Consider the following 21,487-nt stretch of genomic DNA (forward strand, 5'->3'; position numbering starts at 1 on the left):
TTTATATTATATTAAGAACATTTTGTGTACTACGTGATTGGGGGCGTGTAAATGAACAGAGTTCCACGTGATGATCTTGCTCAACTTTATGGGAGGCTTCGTGATGTAGGTCTCGGAATCACGGCCTTTCTACTCAAGAAGGTATTCGGTGATCGGACGCCAGAAGAACATGCTGCATGGGATAAAGCTACACGTGAGAATATCCAGGATCAGATCGTAGAAGCCCTCGGCCAAGGTATCCACTCACCTCCAAAGGAAAGCGTTGAGCTCGGCCTCAATGACCTTCGCGCCTTAAACGACTTGCCTCCGATTGATTGCGGCTCCATTCCGGCTGCTGACGTAAGCGAAGAGCTTAAGGTCCTGGAGATCGCTAACGCTATTAAGAGAGATGGTTCTCGAGTTGTTGTCCCAGATCCATCGAGACTTATGTCCGGACTTACTTCCCTGATGGCTGATCGATGCACGTGGGAGGCCTTTGGCCGTCAACTTCGAATCCCTGATGTCTATCAATCTATAGTCGCTCCAGTTCGTGACTTGCTCTTGCGGGTCACGAACTATGAGACGCTGCTGTGGCTTTACTGCCATTTGTCGCAACTCTATGGCGTTCGCATCAGAACGGTAGAAGCGCAGGATATCTACAAGGGTGCAAAACCTTTTGTTTTCAGAGCGGGTGCAGGGACGGCACTAACAAACTCAACAAGTTCTGGTGTCATCGATCCCTTGGAACGTTTAGGAACGGAGGAGGTACTAAAGGTCCTCGGCATGTCTACAGACAGCAACTTTGCTGAGCGTGTGGGCAAGAAGGATGCTTGGCGTATCCACAATTTCCGCGATGGACTTCTCAACTCAAGCCTCTATGCTAGACGACTTTATTTCTTCGACCGCAGAGAAACAGCCAGTGCTCTTTCGGCGACTCTCTAGGCTCTGCCGTTAGAGAAGCAAGACCTCTACAAGGAAATGGCAGCGGTCCAATTGGTCGAAGCTCATAAATGTCCTCATTTCGAGCTCTACGAGGTAACCTCCTTCGCTCCCTGGATGTGCCGTTACACTCGCTCTGCGCCTGGCCATGTTCTCATCTCCTTTAGGCATCCTGAAACGCGTGCGATCACACATGGAATCGAGATCAACTTCACCAACCCCGCCAAACTGCACAACTGGTACCAGGTCATCTTTGCGAGTGGATCAGCGGGAAGTTTAGCTAGTGTCCCACCACTGGCTCTTGTAGTAATCGTTGCTGGTCTTCTGGAACAAGTTACATTTCTTGGTATTGATACCCATGTCTTACGTTCGAAGGCAGAGCAGGAGATGCTTCAGCATGCTAAACCCGTCCAACTAGGGAGTGGCTCGTACGAGGAAATGCTGAAGAGTGCGCGAACCTACCTTGATTTGCTTGTGGAGAAGCGGAATGCCTAACAACGACAAACAGCGGATCGCACAACTCGCCGCCATTGATGCCGGATATTATCTCTTACAAAGGATAAAATCGTAGGATGGATCGCGCCGTGTGACCCATCACTTACAATGTTTAATAAAGGGGCATCTATTAGAAAGAATTTTTTTGTGAGGATGTTTTTCCCCAACAAAGTATATAATTCGAGATAAAATTGAGAGGTATTTCACGATGCCATTATCCAATAAAATGAACGATAATTTGATTAAGATTATCGATGATCTCCCGCTAGAACGTCAGGCTGAAGTTCTGGATTTCGCGATGTTTCTGCGGGATCGCGATCAAGTTCGAAAATGGGATGAAATATCGGATGAGGATGCCATTCGTCTTCGGGAAGAATTTTGAGCGGAAGACGTTTATTGGGCTGAAGAGGTTGCCGCCGATTCTTTGCGCCTTCTTCAACAAGAGGATCAAGCATGAATCGCGGCGATATATATTTGGCGGATTTGAATCCTTCGCGAGGTTCCGAACAATCCGGAATTCGTCCCGTCGTGGTTGTTAAAATACGCCTTGAATTGTTAATTTTTTCGTAATCGCTATATGGCTTGCGTCGGTTGTCTCATCAATTGCTATAGTAAAAATAATGCTTGTTCTGATGATAGACTTGTAAATCAGGGACTAGAAAAAGGAGGCATGAGCCATGAATAAGATGCGAACAATTGGAATAGTGGCTGTATTGGGATTCTTGGCGGCGGGGATTTCGCTTTACCGGGCGGGAATGGCGTTTGCGCATTGCGATACGATGAAAGGGCCTGTCGTCGTGGAAGCCAAGGCCGCCTTGGAAAAAGGCGATGTTGTTTCGATTTTGAAATGGGTGAAGAAGGAATACGAAGCGGAAATCAAGTCCGCCTTTGCGCAGGCCATCGCCGTTCGCGCCCAAGGCGCGGAAGCGAAAGCTCTGGCTGATCGATATTTTCTCGAAATCCTCGTGCGTCTGCATCGCTCGGGCGAAGGCGCCTCTTACGACGGTCTTAAGGACGAGCCGCTTGAGCCGATCGTCGCCATGGCCGATATGGCTCTCGCCGATGGCTCCGCCGACGATATGATCGAAGAGATCGCCGCCCATATGAAAAAGACCGTCCAAGAGAAATTCCATAAAGTTTTAGAAGCCCAAAAAAGTAAGGATAAGAGCGTCGAGGCGGGACGCGAGTTCGTAGAAGCCTACGTAACATACATGCACTATGTCGAAGGGATTCACTCCGCTATCCTCTCTGCAGGCGGTCATCACCACGCCGAGGCGGGAGAAGCCTCTTCTTCCGAAGAGAGCCATGCGCATAAGGAATAATATTTACATAAGTCTATCCATTGTCATTTCTTACAAAGGAATAACCTATGAATCCAATCTCCCAAAAAATCCGTGAGACGATCGAAGCTGTCAAGCCTGCATTATTAGTTATTGCGCCGGAAACGGCTAGCAGGAAGGCAAGCCCTGAAGCGTGGTCGAAGCAGGAAATTCTCGGCCATTTGATCGATTCCGCGTGCAACAACCACCAGCGCTTCGTGCGGGGAGCGCAAAACCTCGCCCGAGATTTCCCAATGTACAAGCCAGTGCAATGGGTGGAAGTGCAGCGCTATCGGGAAATGAATTGGCAGGAATTGGTCGAACTATTTTACCATTACAACTTACATCTAAGCCGGGTCATCGACAATCTTTCGCCGGAAGCGATGAACAATCCTTGCAACATCGGCAAAGACAATCCGGTTACGATCCAATTCGTCGTTGACGATTACTTGCGGCACTTGCGGCATCATTTGGAAAAAATCCTCGAAAAACCAATATAAAATGGCGGCGTGAAAGAATCCGCCAACGTTCGCGGAGGGAAAAGCCAATGGAAGCGAATGCTATCGAAACGGTCAAAGCGTTCATCGAAGCCATCAACGCCCATGACGTCGCTGCGCTGGGAAGCCTGATGACGGAGGATCATACTTTCAAAGACGCGGGCGGGGGATGTACGACGGGCAAAGATAAAATGATTCCCGGATGGGCGCAATATAACGCCATGTTCCCCGATTTCGCCATCCGCGTCGACGATATCTTCAGCGATGGCATCCTCGTCGCCATATTCGGCTCCACCAGCGGAACGTACAACGGCATAGAAGGCATGAAACCCGAAAACAAAGTCGGCGGCCCCGCCGCATGGAAAGCTATCGTCGAAAACGGAAAAATCAAATTATGGCAAGTCTACGCCGACTATACGGAGACGTGGAAAGTCGTTAATGCGAATCAATAGAACAGCGAGCTTTACATCTATCGTTCAAGGGCAGACAAATCTTGCCCTTGCCACCTTCTAAAAAAAACCCCGAAGAAGGGAGGTCTCCGGGGTAATGATGCACGAGCGCATAATGCGCTTGCTTGTGAGAAATGATGCCTTTACGACATCTCTTTTGACGATTTGATAGAAGGATTTGGTGGGCTACGCTTCGCTTTGAGCCCACCCTACATATCTTTTCAATTCAAGGGCAAAAACAGCCTTACCCTTGCCACCCACCTAATTCATAAGAAGAGGGAATTATTCAAGGGCAAAAAAAACCTTGCCCTTGCCACCCGGCCATTCATATATATTGATGGGTCAAAAAACGCGACCCATCCTACGGCTTAAACGGCAACCTCTTCGGCGCGCAGCGTCGTCAATTCGGCGTTCTCTTTGCCTTCCCGCGCTAGCGGCGTTACGTTGCTGGGTTTGAACTTCATGGAATAGAGCGACGAGATTCCTTCCTGCGCCATCGTTACGCCGTAGAGCGCGTCGCACATTTCCATGGTCTTCTTGCTGTGGGTGATGATGATGAACTGCGAGCGGTCGAGGAAACTCCGCAGCATGGTCGTGAATCTTCCGATATTGCGGTCGTCTAGCGGCGCATCGATTTCGTCGAGGAAGCAGAAGGGGCACGGCTTAATCTCGTAGACGGCGAAGAGCAGGCATACGGCCACCAATGCTTTCTCGCCGCCGGAAAGCAGGGTGAGCGATTGCAGTTTCTTGCCCGGCGGCTGCACTTCGATCTCAATGCCTGCCTCCATCGGATCCCCTTCCTGCAGGATCAATTCCGCCCGTCCACCGTTGAACATGCGCCGGAAGATGCGGTGGAAGTTCTCTTTCACTTTTTGGAAGGTTTCCAGGAAGAGTTCGGTCGTGGCGCCGTGCAGTTCCTTCGCCGTAGAAAGCAGATCGGACTTGGATTTTTCCAAATCCTTTTGCTGCGTCTCCAAAAATTCGCAGCGTTGGTTTACTTCTTCGAATTCCTCAATAGCCAACTCGTTGACGACGCCTAGTTGGGAAAGCCGCCGCCGGTAGAACTCGACTTTCTCTTGCACTTCCTCATCGCTGCGCGGATCGCGTTCGCATTCTTCTTTGTCTTCCAATTCGGAAAAAACTTCATCCAGTTTGCGCTTCCAATATTCCGTTTCCACTTGGAGTTTCATGCGTTCCTGTTCGAGACTCTCCCGCTCGCTGCGGACGGCTTCGTATTGCTCAAGGAGGACGTTTTCCGATTCTTCGATCTTCTTGACTTCGGAACGAAGACACTGCGTGGTTTCTTCTAAAGCGCAGACTTCTTTCCAAACGGCGTCGCGCTCTTCACGCAGGGCAACCATGCTGGTTTTTACTTCTTCGACGGCCTTCAGGGTTTCCTCTCGGCGTTTTTCCTGCTGCTCGGCCAAGTTTTTCTTTTCGACGATGCCTCTTTCCAGTTCTTTGAGGTGGCGCGTGACGGTCTCAATGTCCGCCGCCCATCGTTCCAAATCCTTCTTTTTTTCCAACAGCGTCATGCGGCGGTCGGCGAGCGTCTCTTCCAGGCTGCGGCGATGTTCGCGGGCGAGAGCGATTTGTTGGGTCCAGCTTTCCAACTCTATTTGCAGCTCGGCCTTTTGTTTTTCCATCTCTGCAAGGCGGACAGCGCGTTCTTTCGCTTCCTCCGCGCCTTTGCGCAGATTTTCATTCAATCCTTCGCATTCGGAGGCAAAAGCTTTTTGCGATTGATAGAGCCGCTGCAAGCGTTGATCGACGCGTTGCAATTCCTCTTTCGTAACTTTTCGCCGATTTTCCAATTCCAACAGCGTCTGGCGCAGCCCGTCGCGCTCCAGCGTTTTTTGCTGTAAGGATTCGCGGATTTCCTGAGTGCGGATTTCCAAACCCTTGCGTTCTTCGTTCAGGCGTTCGATTTCCGCTTCCAACTGGGCGATTTCCGCCGCCCGACTGAGAATTTGCGAACCGCTGGAATAGCCGCCGGTAACTCCGCCATCGCCTTCAACAACATCGCCTTCCCGCGAAACGGCTTTCATTCCCGGCGCCAAATGCGGACGCAGGCGCAACGCTTCATCGAGGTTATCCACAACCAATACGCAATCTAATAGGCGATCAAGCAATCCATTCAACGACTCTTCGCAGCGAACCAGACTGCGGGCGCGCTTCAAAGACCGAACCGGCTCCGGCAGATCGAGAGATGGCGCAGCGGCGGCGTTTTGGGATAAAAAGGCGACGCGCCCTTTCTTTTGCTCCCGCAATTTTCCCACCGCCTGGATGATCGCTTCGTCGTTTTCCGCAACAATGGCTTGCAACTTTTGCGCAAGCGCCGCTTCGATGGCGATTTCGTATCCGGCTTCGACTTGAATGCGCTCCGCCAAGGTGCAAACCAGTTGCGGCAGTTTTTCGTCCTTATTGCGCATCAAAAAGCGAACGCCTTCGTCGAAGCCCGCCAGTTTGGAGCGCAATTCGCAGAGCGATTCCCAGCGGGAATTGGCCTGCTGCCAACGCCTTTCGCATTGCTGCAAGGCGGATTTGGATTCCGTTTCCGCTTGCGCCAATTCTTGCAAGCGGGCGGAAACGGCTTCCAGATTTTCGCGAAACTCGGCGAGTTGCATCTCCAATTCTTCGCCGGTTTGGGTCAATTCTTCCTTTTGGATGCGATGGGCTTCGAGTTCTTCTTCCACCCGCGCCCGTTCTTTCTCTACCTGCTCCAAGCGGCTGCTATAGAATGCGCCGTCCCGTTCCCATACGCGCTGTTGGTTCTTCGTTTCGGTGATATCCTGTTCCAGATTAAGGAAAATTTTGCGCCGTTTTTCCTCTTCGCTTTCAACCAGGGAATATTCCTTGGAGACGCGATCCAGTTCTTCGGAGAGAGCGGCGATGGTTTGCTGCAAGCCGTTCGTCTCTTCCGTTAATAGCGCGATTTGCTCTTCGGCGCGGGCGATGCGCTGTTTTTCTTCTTCGCAACGCTGGGCGTCCAGTTCGGATTCTTCCAGAAGCCGCGTGCGCAGTTGCAAATACTCGGCGCTGCGTTCGTTGAGGTTTTGCAGATGGCGCTCCATCTGCTCCAAACGCGCCGCCGAAGAGGCGTACACATCGCGCTGCTTGCGGCTCAATTCGCTTTGCTCCTGCAAACGCTCTCCCAAAACTTGCTTGCGCTGGCGGATATCGCGCAATTGGGTTTCTAAGGCTTCGACTCTCTCTTTAACGTTAACGAGCAAGGCAAGTTGTTTTTCCAACGATTCATGCAGATGTTTACCCGACCGGGTATGAACGATATATTCCACTCGAATCAACTCGCCCCGGTATTTGCGGGCTAGTTCGGCTTGTTTGGCTTGCCTTTCCAGAGAACGCCGCTGACGCTGCAATTCGCTGAGGATGTCCTGAAGACGGGTCAAATCGATTTCAGTGCGATCCAGTTTGCGCAACGCCTCGTTTTTGCGATGCAGAAAGCGGGAAACGCCCGCCGCTTCTTCCAGCAGTTCGCGCCGTTCCGCCGGTTTGGCATTGACGATCATGTCTACGCGGCCTTGTTCCATGAGCGAGTAGGCGTTCGTGCCGATTCCCGAATCGAGAAACAGGTCGGTAATGTCTTTCAACCGGCATTTGGCTTTATTGATGGAATATTCGCTGTCCCCATTGCGCAATAACCGCCGCGTAACCAGAACTTCGCGATAGGATACGGGGAGGAATTCGTCCGAGTTGTCGAATAGCAGCGAAACTTCCGCCATCCCCGCCGCCGGACGGGCAACCGTGCCATTGAAAATCATATCCAACATACCCTGGCCGCGCAGTTTGCGGGGATTCTGTTCGCCCAAAACCCAGCGGATAGAGTCCGAAACGTTGGATTTTCCGCATCCATTAGGGCCAATAACGCCTGTAACGCCCTGATCGAATTCGATTTCTGTTTTATCGGCGAAGGATTTGAAACCGGAAATCGTAAGCTTTCGCAAGTACATTAGGAGTTCCTCAGCTTTCGCGCATCCAATAGGATCATTTCCATTATAGTATGATTGCCGTTCCAATATGCAAGCGTTTTTTTTCCAGTTCTATGAATGGGGCTGAAAAAACGTTTGAAAAGGTAGTCCTGTTATCCAACCGTTTGAGTAGCCTTCAAGATGGGATCAATATAGTTCCAGAACGCCTGGATGTCAATAAAGAAAACATCATAAAGTGGTTCATACACAATTCATCCACAACATATAGTAATAAATTATAGGTAATTTAACTACTGAAAATTGGAAGTTTAGAGAAAATGGCTTCTGGTTTTATCCACAAGATAAAAAAAACCGCTGAAATGGGACCGAAGTACCAAGACAGCGGTTGGGGAGGAAAAGATTCGGTTTTAGGTTTAGTTCTAAGTCTTAAAAAATCAATTATTAATGTTCTTAAACCGCCTGAACGAAGGCGCGGAGGCCGCACTCTAATTCGGGATCGCGCAATTTCGCCAGGGCTTGCGATTGAATCTGGCGTACGCCTTCCGCCGACAAACCCAGTTTGCGTCCGGCTTTGCGTAAGCTTACGGGATCGTCTTCATCCAAGCCGAACCGGCAGCGCAAGACTTCCTGTTCTTTTTGAGTCAGGATGCCTAACGCCTTGCTCACGCTTTTTGTTAATTCATCGATCCATAATTTATGCCGCAAAGGATCGGCGTCGTCCACTTCAAGCCGGTCCTCGATGGTTTGTCCTTCTTCGTCCTCGACGTGGATGGAAAGCGTCGTAGTGCTAAGGTTATAGATATATTGCACTTTGGCTTCATCCATTCCTATCGATTTTGCGATTTCCTTATATGTGGGCTTTCGGCCATTGCTTTTGATGAAACCGTATTCGAAATTCTTGATCTTTTTCAGAATCCCGACCTTGTTGATGGGGATAGTAACGGTTCTGGATTTCTGTTCGATTGCTCTTTGCATATAAAGCCGGATCCACCAAGCGGCATAGGAGACCAAGCGGCAATTTTTATCAGGATCGAAGCGATCGATCGCCTCGATTAAGCCCAGGTTGCCCTCTTGGATCAAATCGGCGACCGAAAAACCCTGGTTGCGGAACGTTAGCGCCATTCGAACGATAAACCTTTGATTCGCTTCGATTAAAAGTCCGCGCGCTTCCGCATCGCCTTTAACGGCTTTTAGAATCAATTCTCTTTCTTCATCCGGCTTTAAGGGTTTATGTTTGATTCCTTTAAGTTGCCTTTTTACAGAAATGCCATCGTAGGACATGGCCAGTCTCCCCTCTTCGTGACTACTTTCCTTTTGGACTTAAAATGCAAAACAGAACAATTGAAATTCAAGGCTTCCGTATATAGAGTGTCGAAAAGGGGGGGAAAGTTGGAAAAAAAATCGGGGGGAGAGAAAAAAACGACCGCAGATCGCGGTCCATTACTATTTCAATTTAAGAAAAAATAAATTTACTTTATTTTTTTATTAACTGTCCAATACCGATTCCTCCAAATACAAGGGCGATAATCTCTAAAATTTTATAATAAATTTCAGCGCTATCTCTAACTAAATAAACCGTTAAAAAAACAAATAGTAAAAGGGAAATGATGACGTAGATCAAATTATAATTTCTTTGGTTATTTGCATAACGAAACTGTCTTTCGTTATCCTCTCGCACTGAATCAAGGATTTTATCAATATGTTGCTCCGTCATTTTTTCGGCTAGTTTATTTGCAAAAACATCCGTATGCGATATCGCCGATTGTTTTGAGGAGGTTATCGATAGGAAGAATTCTCGAATTTGAGGTGGTAAATTTTTAACGATCTCCGCATCTTTTTCCGAAATCGATTTTTCTTCTTTCTCTTCTTGGTTATTTTTAATTAAGTGCTTTTCTTCCTTATTATTTTTAGCATTTTTTTCTTCTTTACCGCTCATCGCCGACCTCGTTTCATGTCAAATAAGTGGAAAATGGATTTTGGAAAAATTTATTCACTCTCGACTGAAATTCGTTTTGAATATACATAGATAAAGACAATTTCATCAAAGTAGCGAATTCATCTTTACTTAATAATCCATTATTATGTAGATAAGACAATGAATTTATTTTTTCTTTAAATTCGGAGAAATCCGAATTCGACGGAAAGGTTGTATTTTCCACAGAAATCTTAGGGGAATTTATATTACGAAAGAACATATCTTTCACCTCTTTCATCATTTTTTTCCCATATATTGTAGAAGGGCATGAAAAAAAATTTATTAAATCTCATTCTATTCTTCGGTATGAGTGATTTGGTTCTTTAATCTTTAGTAATAATTATAACTTGGAATTTATAACAAAAAAAATCGAGGAAATCAAGATTTTATTTTTACCTGGAATCATTAAGCAAAATTCGTGCCGGATTTCTTGGCTTTAGATAAAACTCCTGGATATTAAGGTCTCATGGATTTTACTGTGGAATGAAAGCCGTTGACGGCCGCCAAAACGCCTCCAGCGATTCCGCCATAGGTCATTCCCGTCAGCAAGAGGATAGTCATGCTGGGAAGCATGATGCCGGTCAGCTGGCCGACATAATGGTGGTTGCTAGTATAGAACGCGGAAAAATCGGAAGAGATAAAAGTGCCTGATAGAACGAAAACGATGGTAAATACCGCATGAAATGCGCCAACGCCGAAGCCTAAGAGTGCGGCGCGGCTGTTCGTTCGGTTGCGATCTGGCAGGAATTTGTAAAATAAATAGTAAGTTCCAAAAAAAATCACGAGGAGGGGAAGGAAAACGATCATGCGGATATTTTCATATTGCATTTCGACAATCCAATGCAGGGCGTTGACGATGGAATAAAAATACAAGCCGGTTCCCAACGCTCCCGTACGGGAAAACAACGATTCGTTGGCTCCTACGGCGTAAGCGGAAAGACGGTAGTAATGGGGGCTGAAATGTTCGACGCCATTCTCGTCCGTTGAACGTACTCCTGCAAAAACCAATCCCGCGTAATCGATTTGTATGACGGCGACGATCATCAAGAGATATCCGCACATAAAAATAACCAGACTTACAACGGCGCATGCAGCGAGAAAACGTCGGAGATCGAAGGGAGTTTCTTCAACGGTTGAGGAATGCGCCTTATCTTTCGGAAAAGCAACGGGTATCGTATCGGTGCGTTTTATGGTTTTATTTTTCATAATCGGGAAGATTCATTTTCTAGCATTGAACAACCCGGACATCATACCGCTATTGCCGAAAAGTCAGAAGGTCTTAGTCGCTTCACCGCAGAAGGAAGAAACCATCCGCCAGCCGCCGGCTTTTTCTACTAACGAACTGTATAGAGTTAACATAACGAAAAAAACGAGACGGCGGCGCTTTTGTTATTGCTTTTAGCCATTATCCCCGTTTTCATCCTTATCGTTCAGGTCGTGCGTATCGATATCCAGCGGCGCATGCATGTGTTCCCGTTGAAGGATCAATACGCGATAAAAACAAAACGCCGTCAAACCAATGACGATAATATTCGATAGTAAGAAAATGATCCAACCTAAATTCGTCATTCCTACGGATTCGTTGAGCGCTGGTTCCATGAGCGCGTCTCCTTTCCGGCGCCTTCATTCCTTCGTCGCGTCATTACGGACAAACGATCACTCTTCCTGTTCCACGGTTATCTTTTTATAAGCGCGATATTGCCGCTGCATGCGGGGCCACGCCAACGATTGCAGCAAGATGAGCATGAAAAAGAACACGATCATGCAAAAGATAGTGATATTTTGCAACGGCGCATTCTTGATGGTTTTCTCGACGGCGTCGTATTGATCCTGCAGCTTCGCCAACGTCTCCGGCGGCATTGGCTGTTTCAAGACGCCGGCCAGTTGCGTTTTCAAATCCTCAAATCGCCGGATGGAATCCATATCCATCGCAATATCGGAGGGAAGAACTTCTACGATCGCTTGCTTCGCTTCGCGCAACGGCTTGCCCGGCGCATCGTAAAACCACCAGCCGAGGAGGGCGAAGAGAAACAGCGGCGTAATGTAGGTAATAACGAATCCAAAGACTTTGGGCAGCGGCATATCGGCGCCATAGGACGCCTCCTTCACGCCGTTGGACACTTTCAACATGAAGATGAAAACGAAAACCTCGAAAAGCGCGAGGAGAGGAATTCCGATATTCGACGTATACGTATCCACCGTATCCATCACCGTTAAGCCGTGAGAAATAATAATCGCATTCGCGCCGAGAAAGGTTATCAAGCCGAGAATCGTAACGGATGCGCGTCGGTTAAGCCCAAATCCCTCTTCGAAAAAGGCGATGGCCGGTTGCAGCATGGAGAGCGAAGAAGTGATTCCCGCCAGGAAAAGCAGAACATAGAAGCAAGCGCCGAATATTACTCCACCTGGCATCATGTCGAAAATATGGGGCATGACGACGAATCCCAGGCCGAAGGTCCCTTCTTCAGCTACTGCCGCCATTTGGGCGGTTCCTAAAAAAATCAACGCAGCGGGAATGACCATCAATCCGCCCAGGCAGACCTCGCAAAATTCGTTGGTCGCGCTGGCGGTGAGGCCGGAAAGCACGACGTCGTCTTTTTTCGTCAGATAGCTGGCGTAAGTTACGATGATGCCAAAACCAACCGACAGCGAGAAGAATATCTGACCGCAGGCGGCGATCCATACCGCCGGATCTTTCAATTGTTCCCAATGGGGATTCCACATAAAGCCCAAACCGTTGACGACATTCTGTTCGGGATGGGCCGGATTGGGCGTTCCCAGCGTGACGACTCGCAAAACGACGATAACGGCCATGATGACCAAAAGCGGCATAGCGATACGGCAAAAATACTCGATTCCTTTGGAAAGCCCCCGATACACCAAATAAAAATTGGCGAGGAACGTGAAAAGGAAAAAGCCATACGTGACGGTCAAACCAGTGAAAAAGTACGCGACAGGTTCATCCGAACTGTAGGTGAATTCCTGAAAAAAAACGGCGTAGGCATTATCGACGGCGCTCTCTTTGAGATTAAGCGCGCCGGATATGGAAAACCAGGCATAGGCCAGGCACCACGATTCCACATAGACGTAATACATGAAAATAACAATAGGGACGAAGAGTCCCAACGCGCCGACATAGCGAATGCGGCTATTGCCGCAGAGTATGCCAAAAATGCCTGGAGAAGAGGAAAGACCGGAAAGCCTTCCGGCGCGGCGGCCCATGATCCACTCCGCCCAGCATATTGGAATTCCCAAAAGGACGAAGGAAAGAAAATAGGGGATCATAAAAGCGCCGCCCCCATTTTGCACGGCGACTCCGGGGAAACGTAAAAAGTTGCCCAACCCGACGGCGCTGCCCGCCACTGCCAGAATGACGCCGAGTTTGCTGCCCCAACTCTCGCGTCCGGCGAATTCGTTGAATTCCTTTTTCTCTGCCATCGTTTATCCTCCCGGCATCCCTGGCGCAGGTTGTTCACTCACTCCGCTTAATCTTTTTGTAACATGAACGCCCTCTCAATGGCAAGGCGTAAAGCAATGATGAATGATGAATGATGAATGATGAAAAAAAGTGGGATGATTCAACGGGGAATTCAAAGATGGGAAAAAAAAATTTGCAGTTACCTCTGGTGGGCTACGCTTCGCTTTGATCCCACCCTACAAACTCCCAGTCTTTTAGTCACCCAGTTACCCTGTCTTCTTGTCTGTATTCTCCGGCTAATTCTACATATTTCAGCGCGAAGGCGGATTGCTTTATGCGTTCATCTTCCGTCAACTCGCGTATTACCTTTCCCGGCGAGCCGAGTACCAGGCTGTACGGCGGAATGACAGTTCCTTGCGTTACTAGCGTTCCCGCGCCGATTACCGAGCCGTTCCCGATCACGGCGCCGTCCAGGACGATCGCTCCCATGCCGATGAGGCAGCTGTCTTCTACGGTGCAGGCGTGTAAAATCGCCAGGTGGCCGACGACTACATAGCGGCCTACTATGCAAGGCGCGCCGGTTCCCACATGCAGTACGCTATTGTCCTGGATATTGCTGCCTTCTCCCACTTCCACCGCCGCGATATCGCCGCGCAGCGCCGCTCCGAACCAGACGCTGACGTTATCGCCCAGTATGACCTCGCCGATAATCGAGGCGTTGGGCGCCAGAAAAACGTTCTCTCCGATAATCGGCGTTTTTTCTCGAAAAGGGATAACCAAACCACCCCCGGCGAGGCTTTCGGGCAATGGTAGATTCATGGGATTTTGTATATTCATCGCATTCGATCCTCGATCGATCCTTGATTATTGGGAATAATATATCTTAATAAATCCTGATATGCGCGATGAAGAGTAGATTGGAGTTGTTTTCGCGTCGTTTGAATCACGAAAGCACGAAATGAAAAAGAAAAGCACGAAAAAAACAAATAGCGCTAGTGATCGCGCCGTTAAAAGGATTTTTCCGTGAAATCCCAAAGAATCCGCGATATACGTGATTCAAAAATTTCGTGGAATTCGAGTAATTTCGCGTCTTCGTGATTCAAAACGGCTAATCGTAATAGACTCATTCTACTTTCTATCGCGCCTAACATGAGTGAATCATAATCGCAATGGGATTAAATTATCGAGCAGGAAAAGGAGTAACTATGGCTTCGTTTAGGATGTTGACTAGGAAATATTCGTTCACCATTCTCGCCGCATTCGCACTTCTCTGGATTGGATCGTACGGTTTCGCGCAAGATGCGCCGCCCATGCCGAAGGGTTTCGAAAGCGAAGAGGCGTTGAAGGCGGCGTTGTTAATGGGGCAAATTAAAATAATTGACGCCGCCCACGTTACGGTTCCCGACACGGTTGAAGAGATCAAGGATATCGAATACGGCAAAGTGGGCGACCGTTCGCTGCAATTGGACCTGTACGTGCCCAAAAATCTTACAAAACCGGTTCCAGTCATCGTTTTCATTCACGGCGGCGCCTGGAAAAGCGGCAAGCGCTCTGACATGAAATTCTACACTGTAGATTACGCCGCCAAGGGTTATGTTACGGCGACGATTTCCTATCGTTTTACGCAGGAAGCAATCTTCCCGGCGGCGGTTCAAGACGCCAAGTGCGCAATTCGTTGGCTGCGCGCCAACGCCAAGAAATACCATATCGATCCCGACAAGATCGGCGTCAGCGGCAATTCTGCAGGAGGCCATCTTTCGATGATGATTGGGTATTCTTCCGATGCGCCCGAATTGGAAGGGAATGGCGGCAATCCCGGCGTCAGCAGCCGGGTTCAAGCGGTGGTGGATTTTTACGGTCCGGTGGATATGACCACGCCCTTCGCCCGCAAACAGGGGGTTTTGATAAGCTTTCTGGGAGGAAAAACCTACGAGGAAGCGCCGGAACTGTACGTCAAATCCTCGCCGATGACCTATTTAACGCCAGACGATCCCCCAACCGCGATTTTTCATGGAACGATCGACAGCGTCGTCCCCATCGATCAGGCGGATAGTTTGGCGAAAAAGTTGCAGGAATTGAAAATCCCTTACGTCTATGACCGGTTCGAAGGTTGGATTCACACGATGGATTTGGCGGAAGCCGTCAACGTCCGCTGCCGATACCAGATGGACAAGTTTTTCGCTAAATATTTGCCGGTGAAATAAAAGGAGATAGGAGAGCCTCTTGCAAAACTCTATAATTCCTCCCCCAATCCTGGGGGAGGTTAGGAGGGGGTTGTCTTAAGTCTAATAAAATCAACCCCCCTCTAACTCCCCCCAAGCTTGGGGGAGAATTTAAAAGCAGATTTTATTAATTTTGCAAGAGCCTCAGGATTTAAGAAGTATGAAAATGAGCAAGTTGAATTTGCCTTTCGCATCCCTCTTTTCCTGGATAATAGAAACAAAAAAGGCCCGCGCAGATTATGCGGGCCTTTTCGCATTCGCGAATTGATTTCCTACTCCGTCATTCCACCCGGACCGAAGATGGCGATATCGCCGATGCTGATTAGGCCATTGGTGGGATCGTAGCGGAAGGTGCAATCGTCGCCGTTATTGCCGCAGAGCGCACTCATGTTTACATTGGTTCCAAACGATTTGACGAGCCATTGCGTAGAACAATCCTTTTGTCCGGCCATAGCCTCGGCGGGGCCTCTCAACAGAAACGGCTCAAAATAGGCGTAATGGTCGGCGCATAAAGCGATGCGGAGGCCGCCACCACTGTTGCCACCCGCATAATTCACTGGTTTCACGCCCACTGGCGTTCCATAGACGTAACGATACCATGTCACGGCGGCGTAAGCTTCGCCCTGTCCCCCGCCGGTTTTGAGGATATGTCTCGGCGGAAACACGTCCTGGGGTACGTTCGCAATATAAGAAAGGGGCGAAGTCAACGCTTGCAATTTGAAGGGCGGAGCGTAGTTGTTGTTGTCTAGATAATACATCTCCTGGGCCGTATAGATCGCCTTGAAATCCGATTTGACCTTGGCCACTTTCGCCCGCGTCTGGGCGTTGATGAAGTTGGGGACGGCGATGGCCGCCAAAACTCCAATAATGGCGACGACGATTAGCAGTTCGATGAGCGTAAATGCTCTGCGTCTGGTTGACATGCGCGTAAAAACCTCCCGAAGAGTAATTTGGCTTTATAAACAAAGATAGAATTCCAATAATCGTACCACGTCTCGCCCTTTTGTCGACCCGGAACAGCCTCGCGCAAGACGTTTTCCCGGATATATAGGATAAATGTTTATTGTAACTATGCTATAGGCTTATCGTAAAAAATTGCTAAAAAGGATCTGCTTGGGGAAAAAGCGGAGTTGCAATCGAAATGAGGGATTCAAGTGAAATGAATCTCGACTTTCTCCAGATTAAAGCGGTTTATCTTCAAAATGAAATCGAATGGGATGGAAATTAGGAATTATACCAATCTGCGTTAAAATTGCAGCTTATAAATTCCCTCGCCCTTTGGGAGAGGGTTAGGGTGAGGGAAATATAAACCTAATAATATCAACCCTCACCTAACCTCTCCCAATCTTGGGAGAGGAATTTTGAAAACAACAATCTCAATGCATGTTGGAATTACCCTACTCCAAAGCATCCTCCTTTTTCCTCCCATAATAAATAAAACTCTTTAATCTTGCCCGCGCCGTGGCTTTTCCGTCTTCTCCGATAGGGGGCAGGCCTTCCAGCCAGCGGACGGGCTTCAGGCCGGCTTTTTTGAACCAGCGTTCCAGAGTGGGTTCGTCGAAGCCCAGCCAGGCGTCGGCCAGTTCTTCGCGCATCCATTCTTCGTTATGGCTTTGCAGGTCGATGACGGCGACGATTCCCCCCGGCTTGACGATGCGCGCCATTTCGGCGATGGCGGCGGCGGGATCGGGAGCGTGATGCAGCACGAGTCCCGCGAAGGCGGCGTCCACTTCTTCGTTTTTCAACGGCAATTCGTCGATCTCGCCTTCACGCAGTTCGATGTTGTTCAGCCCGGCAGCCTTGGCTTTTTCCCGCGCTACGCTCAGCATTTCAGGCGAGTGATCCACGCCGACGACCTTCTTCACCAGCCGCGCCAAAGGCAGCAGCAGGTGTCCCGTGCCCGTGCCGATATCCGCCGCCGTCAACGACGGCGGGATCAGCGCTTCCAACGCCTGATAGGTTACTGGCTCGCCGCACAAAGTGGCGCGGATTTCATCCCAGCGTCCCGCGTGCTTGCCGTAAAACCGGTGGCTGCGCTTGCGTTTCTTCTGCAAAAGCTCTTGCAGTTTCTTTCTGTCTTGCTTGACCTCTTGTCTTTCCTTAGCCCATTTTCCCGCCAATTCCCACGCTTGCGCCATTTCTGGGGCCGTCCCGGCATTCTCCGTCTTGCGGTAATAGGCCCAAGTCCCTTCCCGGCGGCAATCGAGGAACGATGCTTCTTTCAATACCGTCAAATGGCGCGAAATTCGCGATTGGGAGGAATCCAATATCTCTACGATATCGTTGACGCTCAGTTCTTGATTTTCCAATAAGCACAGGATGCGCAGCCGCGTCTCGTCGGAAAGAGCTTTAAAAATTTTGATGGGATCGGGATAGTTCATCATAATTACTTGCATATAACCGGATATATGGATATAATAAATCCTAATTCAACGGCGTCAAGAGAACTCCCGGTTGGCGAGCTATCGAAAAAGAGCGCCGGACTCTTATTATAGAAAAGGTTGATTGCAATTATGGCGCAGGAAAAAATCGTTACTTCCGAATCCGTAACCGAAGGCCATCCCGATAAAATCGCCGATCAGATATCCGACGGCGTTCTCGATGCCATCTATGCCACGGACCCCCAGGGCCGCGTCGCCTGCGAGACGCTTATCACCACCGGCCTTATCGTCGTCGCTGGCGAAATCACCACCAACGCCCGCATCGATTACGCCCAGGTCGCCCGCTCCGTCGTCAACGACATCGGCTATAACAACGCCGCTTTCGGCTTCGACTGCAATACCTGCGGCGTGATGGTTTCTCTCGACCGCCAGTCGCCGGACATCGCCATGGGCGTCGACGAATCCAACGATCACGAACAAGGCGCGGGCGACCAAGGCATGATGTACGGCTACGCCAGCGACGAAACGCCGCAACTCATGCCCACGCCCATCCTATTCGCCCATCAATTGACCAAGAAGTTATCCGAAGTTCGCAAAAACGGCGCCTTGCCCTGGCTGCGGCCCGACGGCAAGTCTCAAGTGAGCATGGTTTATGAGAATGACAAGGTCAAAGCCGTCAGCGCCGTCGTCGTCTCTACGCAGCACGCTCCCGAAATCACCCAAAAGGAAATTCGCGAAGCCATTATCGAAAGCGTTATCAAGCCGGTCATCCCCGCCAATTTGATGACCGCCGAAACCAAAATCCACGTCAATCCCACCGGCAAGTTCGTCGTCGGCGGACCGATGGGCGACTGCGGCCTCACTGGACGCAAGATCATCGTCGATACTTACGGCGGCGTCGGACGCCACGGCGGCGGCGCTTTTTCCGGCAAGGATCCTTCGAAAGTCGACCGCAGCGCCGCATACGCCGCACGCCACGCCGCCAAGAACGTCGTCGCCGCCGGATTGGCTTCCCGCTGCGAAGTCTCCATCGCTTACGCCATCGGCGTGGCGCAGCCTGTTTCCATCAACGTCGAAACCTTTGGCACGGGCAAGATGGACGACGCCAAAATCGCCGCGCTGGTTAAAAAACATTTCGACCTGCGGCCCGCCGCCATCATCAAACGCCTCGATTTGCGCCGCCCCATCTTCCGCCCGACGGCCGCCTACGGCCATTTCGGCCGCGACGGCTTTTCCTGGGAAAAATGCGATTTCGCCGACGTTTTGAAAAGTTAATGACTCATGTTATGCACAAAGTACATTTTTCTATGAATTCGCTGTTTTCACAATTCCTCTCCCAAGATGGGGAGAGGTTAGGTGAGGGTTGATGAGATTGAACTTAAAATCCCTCACCCTAACCCTCTCCCAAAGGGCGAGGGAAGAAAAATGCGTAACATGAGTTAATGATTCCTAATCCTAATTACTTAAGAAAAGAGGTATACTTATGAGCACTGTACTCGAACAACCGGGAATCGATCTGTCAACGATCGTTCTTCCGGATTATTCCGGCCTGTCATGCAAAGTCGCCGATAAATCCCAAGCCGATTTTGGCCGTAAAGAAATAACGATTGCCGAAGAAGAGATGCCCGGCCTCATGGCCGTTCGTCAGAAATACGGCAAGGACAAGCCGCTCAAAGGCGCCCGCATCACCGGCTCGCTGCACATGACCATCCAAACGGCGGTTTTGATCGAAACCCTTAAGACGCTGGGCGCGGATGTTCGTTGGGCTTCCTGCAATATCTTTTCCACGCAGGATCACGCCGCCGCCGCCATCGCCGAGACCGGAACTCCTGTCTTCGCCTGGAAAGGCGAATCGCTGGAGGATTATTGGGAATGCACGCTGCAAGCTCTTTCTTTCCCTGGCGGCAAAGGCCCCAACCTGATTGTGGACGACGGCGGCGACGCCACGCTGCTGGTTCATCGCGGCTGCCGGGCGGAAGAGAATCCCGCGCTTCTCGACGAATCCACAGACGTGCGTGAGCTGGCCATCATCAACGCCCTGCTCAAGCGGGAATTGAAGAAGAATCCCCGCCGCTGGCATGAGATCGTCAAGGATATCCAGGGCGTATCCGAAGAAACCACCACCGGCGTACATCGTCTATACGAAATGATGGAGAAGGGAACGCTTCTCTTCCCGGCGATCAATGTCAACGATTCCGTCACCAAGTCGAAATTCGACAACCTCTACGGCTGCCGCGAGTCATTAGCCGACGGCATCAAGCGCGCCACCGACGTCATGGTCGCGGGCAAGGTGGTCTGCGTCTGCGGCTATGGCGACGTGGGCAAGGGCTGCGCCCAATCCATGCGCGGCTTCGGCGCCCGCGTGCTCGTTACCGAAATCGATCCCATCTGCGCCCTGCAAGCCTGCATGGAAGGTTTCGAAGTAACGACTCTCGAAGACGCTCTGCCTGAAGCCAATATCTTCGTAACGACGACCGGCAACTGCGACATCATCCGCATCGAGCACATGGAGAAGATGAAGGATCAGGCCATCGTCTGCAACATCGGCCACTTCGACGACGAAATCCAGGTGGACAAACTTATCAACTACCCCGGCATCCAGCGCAAGAATATCAAGCCGCAAGTAGATCAATTCACCTTTCCCGGCGGCCATTCCATCTTCCTGCTCGCCGAAGGGCGTCTGGTCAACTTAGGCTGCGCCACCGGCCATCCCTCCTTTGTTATGTCCAATTCCTTCACTAACCAGACTTTAGCTCAGATCGATCTTTGGAAGGAAAAGAAAGCCATCGGCGTCTATCGCCTCTCCAAGCAACTGGACGAAGAAGTCGCCCGCCTGCATTTGGTCAAACTCAGCGCCAAACTCACGCGCCTGACTCAAAAACAAGCCAATTATATTGGAGTGCCCATCGAAGGCCCCTACAAGCCGGAACATTATCGTTACTAACTCATGTTACGCGAGAAGGCTATTTTTCAAGGAATTTGTCATCCTAACTATTCCTCTCCCAAGATTGGGAGAGGTTAGGTGAGGGTTGATTTGAATGAACTTACTCCCCTCACCCTAACCCTCTCCCAAAGGGCGAGGGAATGGAAATGCGTAACATGAGTTACTAAGCGATCCATCAGGGAATAGAGCCATAAAATCCTCCTCGCCATAGTGCGGGGAGGATTTTTTGCATATAAATCATGCTAGGAAGCCGGTATATTTTTTCTGAAAAATCGAAAAAAACGCTTGACTCTCCCCTTGGGGAGGGGTCTATAGTGAGTTCGGCAGGGCGTTGAAACGCCTCATTTCCAGGGTACGACGATGTTCAATATCGGCGAATTTTCCCGCATCACGGGGCTGTCCATCAAGGCGCTGCGGCTCTATCACGAGAAGGGGATTCTGGTTCCCTTCGGCGTCGACGAGTCCAGCGGCTACCGCTATTACAACCGCGCCAACGCCGAAAGGGCGCGGGTAATCGTCCAACTGCGCGATATGGAATTCAGCCTGTCGGAGATCAAAACCATCCTGGATGGCTGCTCCGACGACGGCCAAATTCTCGCCGAGTTGGAAAAACAGAAGCGGAATCTGAAGAACAAAATCGCTAATTACGAAAAAATCGTCGCCACCCTGGACGCTATCATCTTCAAGGAAAGAGAGGCCGAGAAGGCAATGAAGGAACTAACATTCGAAGTGGAAGAAAAAACAGTGGGGGATATGTTGATTGCGGGCATTCGCTATAAGGGGAAATACTGCGATTGCGGCAAGGCGTTCTCTACGCTGGGACGCAAAGCGGGACGCTGGCTCGCTGGCAAGCCCTTCAATCTCTATTACGATTGCGGCTACAAGGAAGACGGCGCCGACATCGAATCCTGCTTCCCCG

At 50.0% G+C, this 21,487-nt stretch carries 17 protein-coding genes and 1 pseudogene; 9 read left to right on the top strand and 9 right to left on the bottom strand.

What is annotated here, in order from left to right:
- Positions 1 to 51: 51 nt before the first annotated feature.
- The 5 genes and pseudogenes from AB1656_13920 (at position 52) to AB1656_13940 (ending at position 3,681) form a co-directional block, all read left to right on the top strand.
- Positions 52 to 921 (top strand): hypothetical protein, encoded by an 870-nt coding sequence (locus tag AB1656_13920; GenBank protein MEW6236480.1) that lies wholly within the window; start codon positions 52 to 54, stop codon positions 919 to 921.
- 945 nt (positions 922 to 1,866) lie between these two features.
- Positions 1,867 to 1,953, top strand: a pseudogene (locus tag AB1656_13925) (type II toxin-antitoxin system PemK/MazF family toxin).
- 137 nt (positions 1,954 to 2,090) lie between these two features.
- Entirely contained in the window at positions 2,091 to 2,735 is a 645-nt protein-coding gene (locus AB1656_13930) for a DUF6448 family protein (protein ID MEW6236481.1), read from the top strand.
- A 47-nt stretch (positions 2,736 to 2,782) separates the two neighbouring features.
- Positions 2,783 to 3,232: a DinB family protein gene (locus AB1656_13935; GenBank protein ID MEW6236482.1), complete on the top strand. Its 450-nt coding sequence runs from the start codon at positions 2,783 to 2,785 to the stop codon at positions 3,230 to 3,232.
- A 47-nt stretch (positions 3,233 to 3,279) separates the two neighbouring features.
- Positions 3,280 to 3,681, top strand: a complete 402-nt coding sequence (locus AB1656_13940) for a nuclear transport factor 2 family protein (protein ID MEW6236483.1) — start codon at positions 3,280 to 3,282, stop codon at positions 3,679 to 3,681.
- A gap of 365 nt (positions 3,682 to 4,046) precedes the next feature.
- Here AB1656_13940 and smc read toward each other — a convergent pair whose 3' ends face one another.
- From smc to AB1656_13975, 7 genes are all read right to left on the bottom strand, one after another.
- Positions 4,047 to 7,649 (bottom strand): chromosome segregation protein SMC, encoded by a 3,603-nt coding sequence (gene smc / locus AB1656_13945; protein MEW6236484.1) that lies wholly within the window; start codon positions 7,647 to 7,649, stop codon positions 4,047 to 4,049.
- Between the two features lie 429 nt (positions 7,650 to 8,078).
- Positions 8,079 to 8,909, bottom strand: a complete 831-nt coding sequence (locus AB1656_13950; protein ID MEW6236485.1) for an RNA polymerase sigma factor RpoD/SigA — start codon at positions 8,907 to 8,909, stop codon at positions 8,079 to 8,081.
- A 193-nt stretch (positions 8,910 to 9,102) separates the two neighbouring features.
- Positions 9,103 to 9,564, bottom strand: a complete 462-nt coding sequence (locus tag AB1656_13955; protein MEW6236486.1) for a hypothetical protein — start codon at positions 9,562 to 9,564, stop codon at positions 9,103 to 9,105.
- A gap of 495 nt (positions 9,565 to 10,059) precedes the next feature.
- Positions 10,060 to 10,809, bottom strand: coding sequence for a hypothetical protein (locus AB1656_13960; protein MEW6236487.1), 750 nt, complete (start codon positions 10,807 to 10,809; stop codon positions 10,060 to 10,062).
- Between the two features lie 192 nt (positions 10,810 to 11,001).
- Positions 11,002 to 11,202, bottom strand: coding sequence for a hypothetical protein (locus AB1656_13965; protein ID MEW6236488.1), 201 nt, complete (start codon positions 11,200 to 11,202; stop codon positions 11,002 to 11,004).
- A 57-nt stretch (positions 11,203 to 11,259) separates the two neighbouring features.
- Entirely contained in the window at positions 11,260 to 13,041 is a 1,782-nt protein-coding gene (locus AB1656_13970; protein MEW6236489.1) for a sodium-dependent transporter, read from the bottom strand.
- Between the two features lie 238 nt (positions 13,042 to 13,279).
- Positions 13,280 to 13,858: a gamma carbonic anhydrase family protein gene (locus tag AB1656_13975; GenBank protein MEW6236490.1), complete on the bottom strand. Its 579-nt coding sequence runs from the start codon at positions 13,856 to 13,858 to the stop codon at positions 13,280 to 13,282.
- Positions 13,859 to 14,226: 368 nt separating this feature from the next.
- Between AB1656_13975 and AB1656_13980 the strand changes: the two genes are divergently transcribed.
- Positions 14,227 to 15,225, top strand: a complete 999-nt coding sequence (locus AB1656_13980) for an alpha/beta hydrolase (protein MEW6236491.1) — start codon at positions 14,227 to 14,229, stop codon at positions 15,223 to 15,225.
- A 290-nt stretch (positions 15,226 to 15,515) separates the two neighbouring features.
- Here the strand turns inward: AB1656_13980 and AB1656_13985 are convergent, their stop codons facing one another.
- Together AB1656_13985 and AB1656_13990 are read right to left on the bottom strand one after the other, a co-directional pair.
- Complete coding sequence (locus AB1656_13985; protein MEW6236492.1) at positions 15,516 to 16,166, bottom strand: prepilin-type N-terminal cleavage/methylation domain-containing protein; 651 nt, start codon at positions 16,164 to 16,166, stop codon at positions 15,516 to 15,518.
- A gap of 474 nt (positions 16,167 to 16,640) precedes the next feature.
- Positions 16,641 to 17,627 carry a metalloregulator ArsR/SmtB family transcription factor gene (locus tag AB1656_13990; protein ID MEW6236493.1) on the bottom strand — a complete coding sequence of 329 codons (987 nt, stop codon included), beginning with the start codon at positions 17,625 to 17,627 and terminating at the stop codon, positions 16,641 to 16,643.
- Between the two features lie 129 nt (positions 17,628 to 17,756).
- Here AB1656_13990 and metK point away from each other — a divergent pair, with 129 nt between their 5' ends.
- The 3 genes from metK to AB1656_14005 form a co-directional block, all read left to right on the top strand.
- Complete coding sequence (gene metK / locus AB1656_13995) at positions 17,757 to 18,899, top strand: methionine adenosyltransferase (GenBank protein MEW6236494.1); 1,143 nt, start codon at positions 17,757 to 17,759, stop codon at positions 18,897 to 18,899.
- Between the two features lie 241 nt (positions 18,900 to 19,140).
- Positions 19,141 to 20,568 carry an adenosylhomocysteinase gene (ahcY, locus tag AB1656_14000; protein MEW6236495.1) on the top strand — a complete coding sequence of 476 codons (1,428 nt, stop codon included), beginning with the start codon at positions 19,141 to 19,143 and terminating at the stop codon, positions 20,566 to 20,568.
- Positions 20,569 to 20,928: 360 nt separating this feature from the next.
- On the top strand, positions 20,929 to 21,487 hold a 559-nt coding region (locus tag AB1656_14005), incomplete at its 3' end, for a helix-turn-helix domain-containing protein (GenBank protein ID MEW6236496.1).

It is taken from the genome of Candidatus Omnitrophota bacterium (assembly GCA_040755155.1).
Lineage (GTDB): Bacteria > Hinthialibacterota > Hinthialibacteria > Hinthialibacterales > Hinthialibacteraceae > JBFMBP01.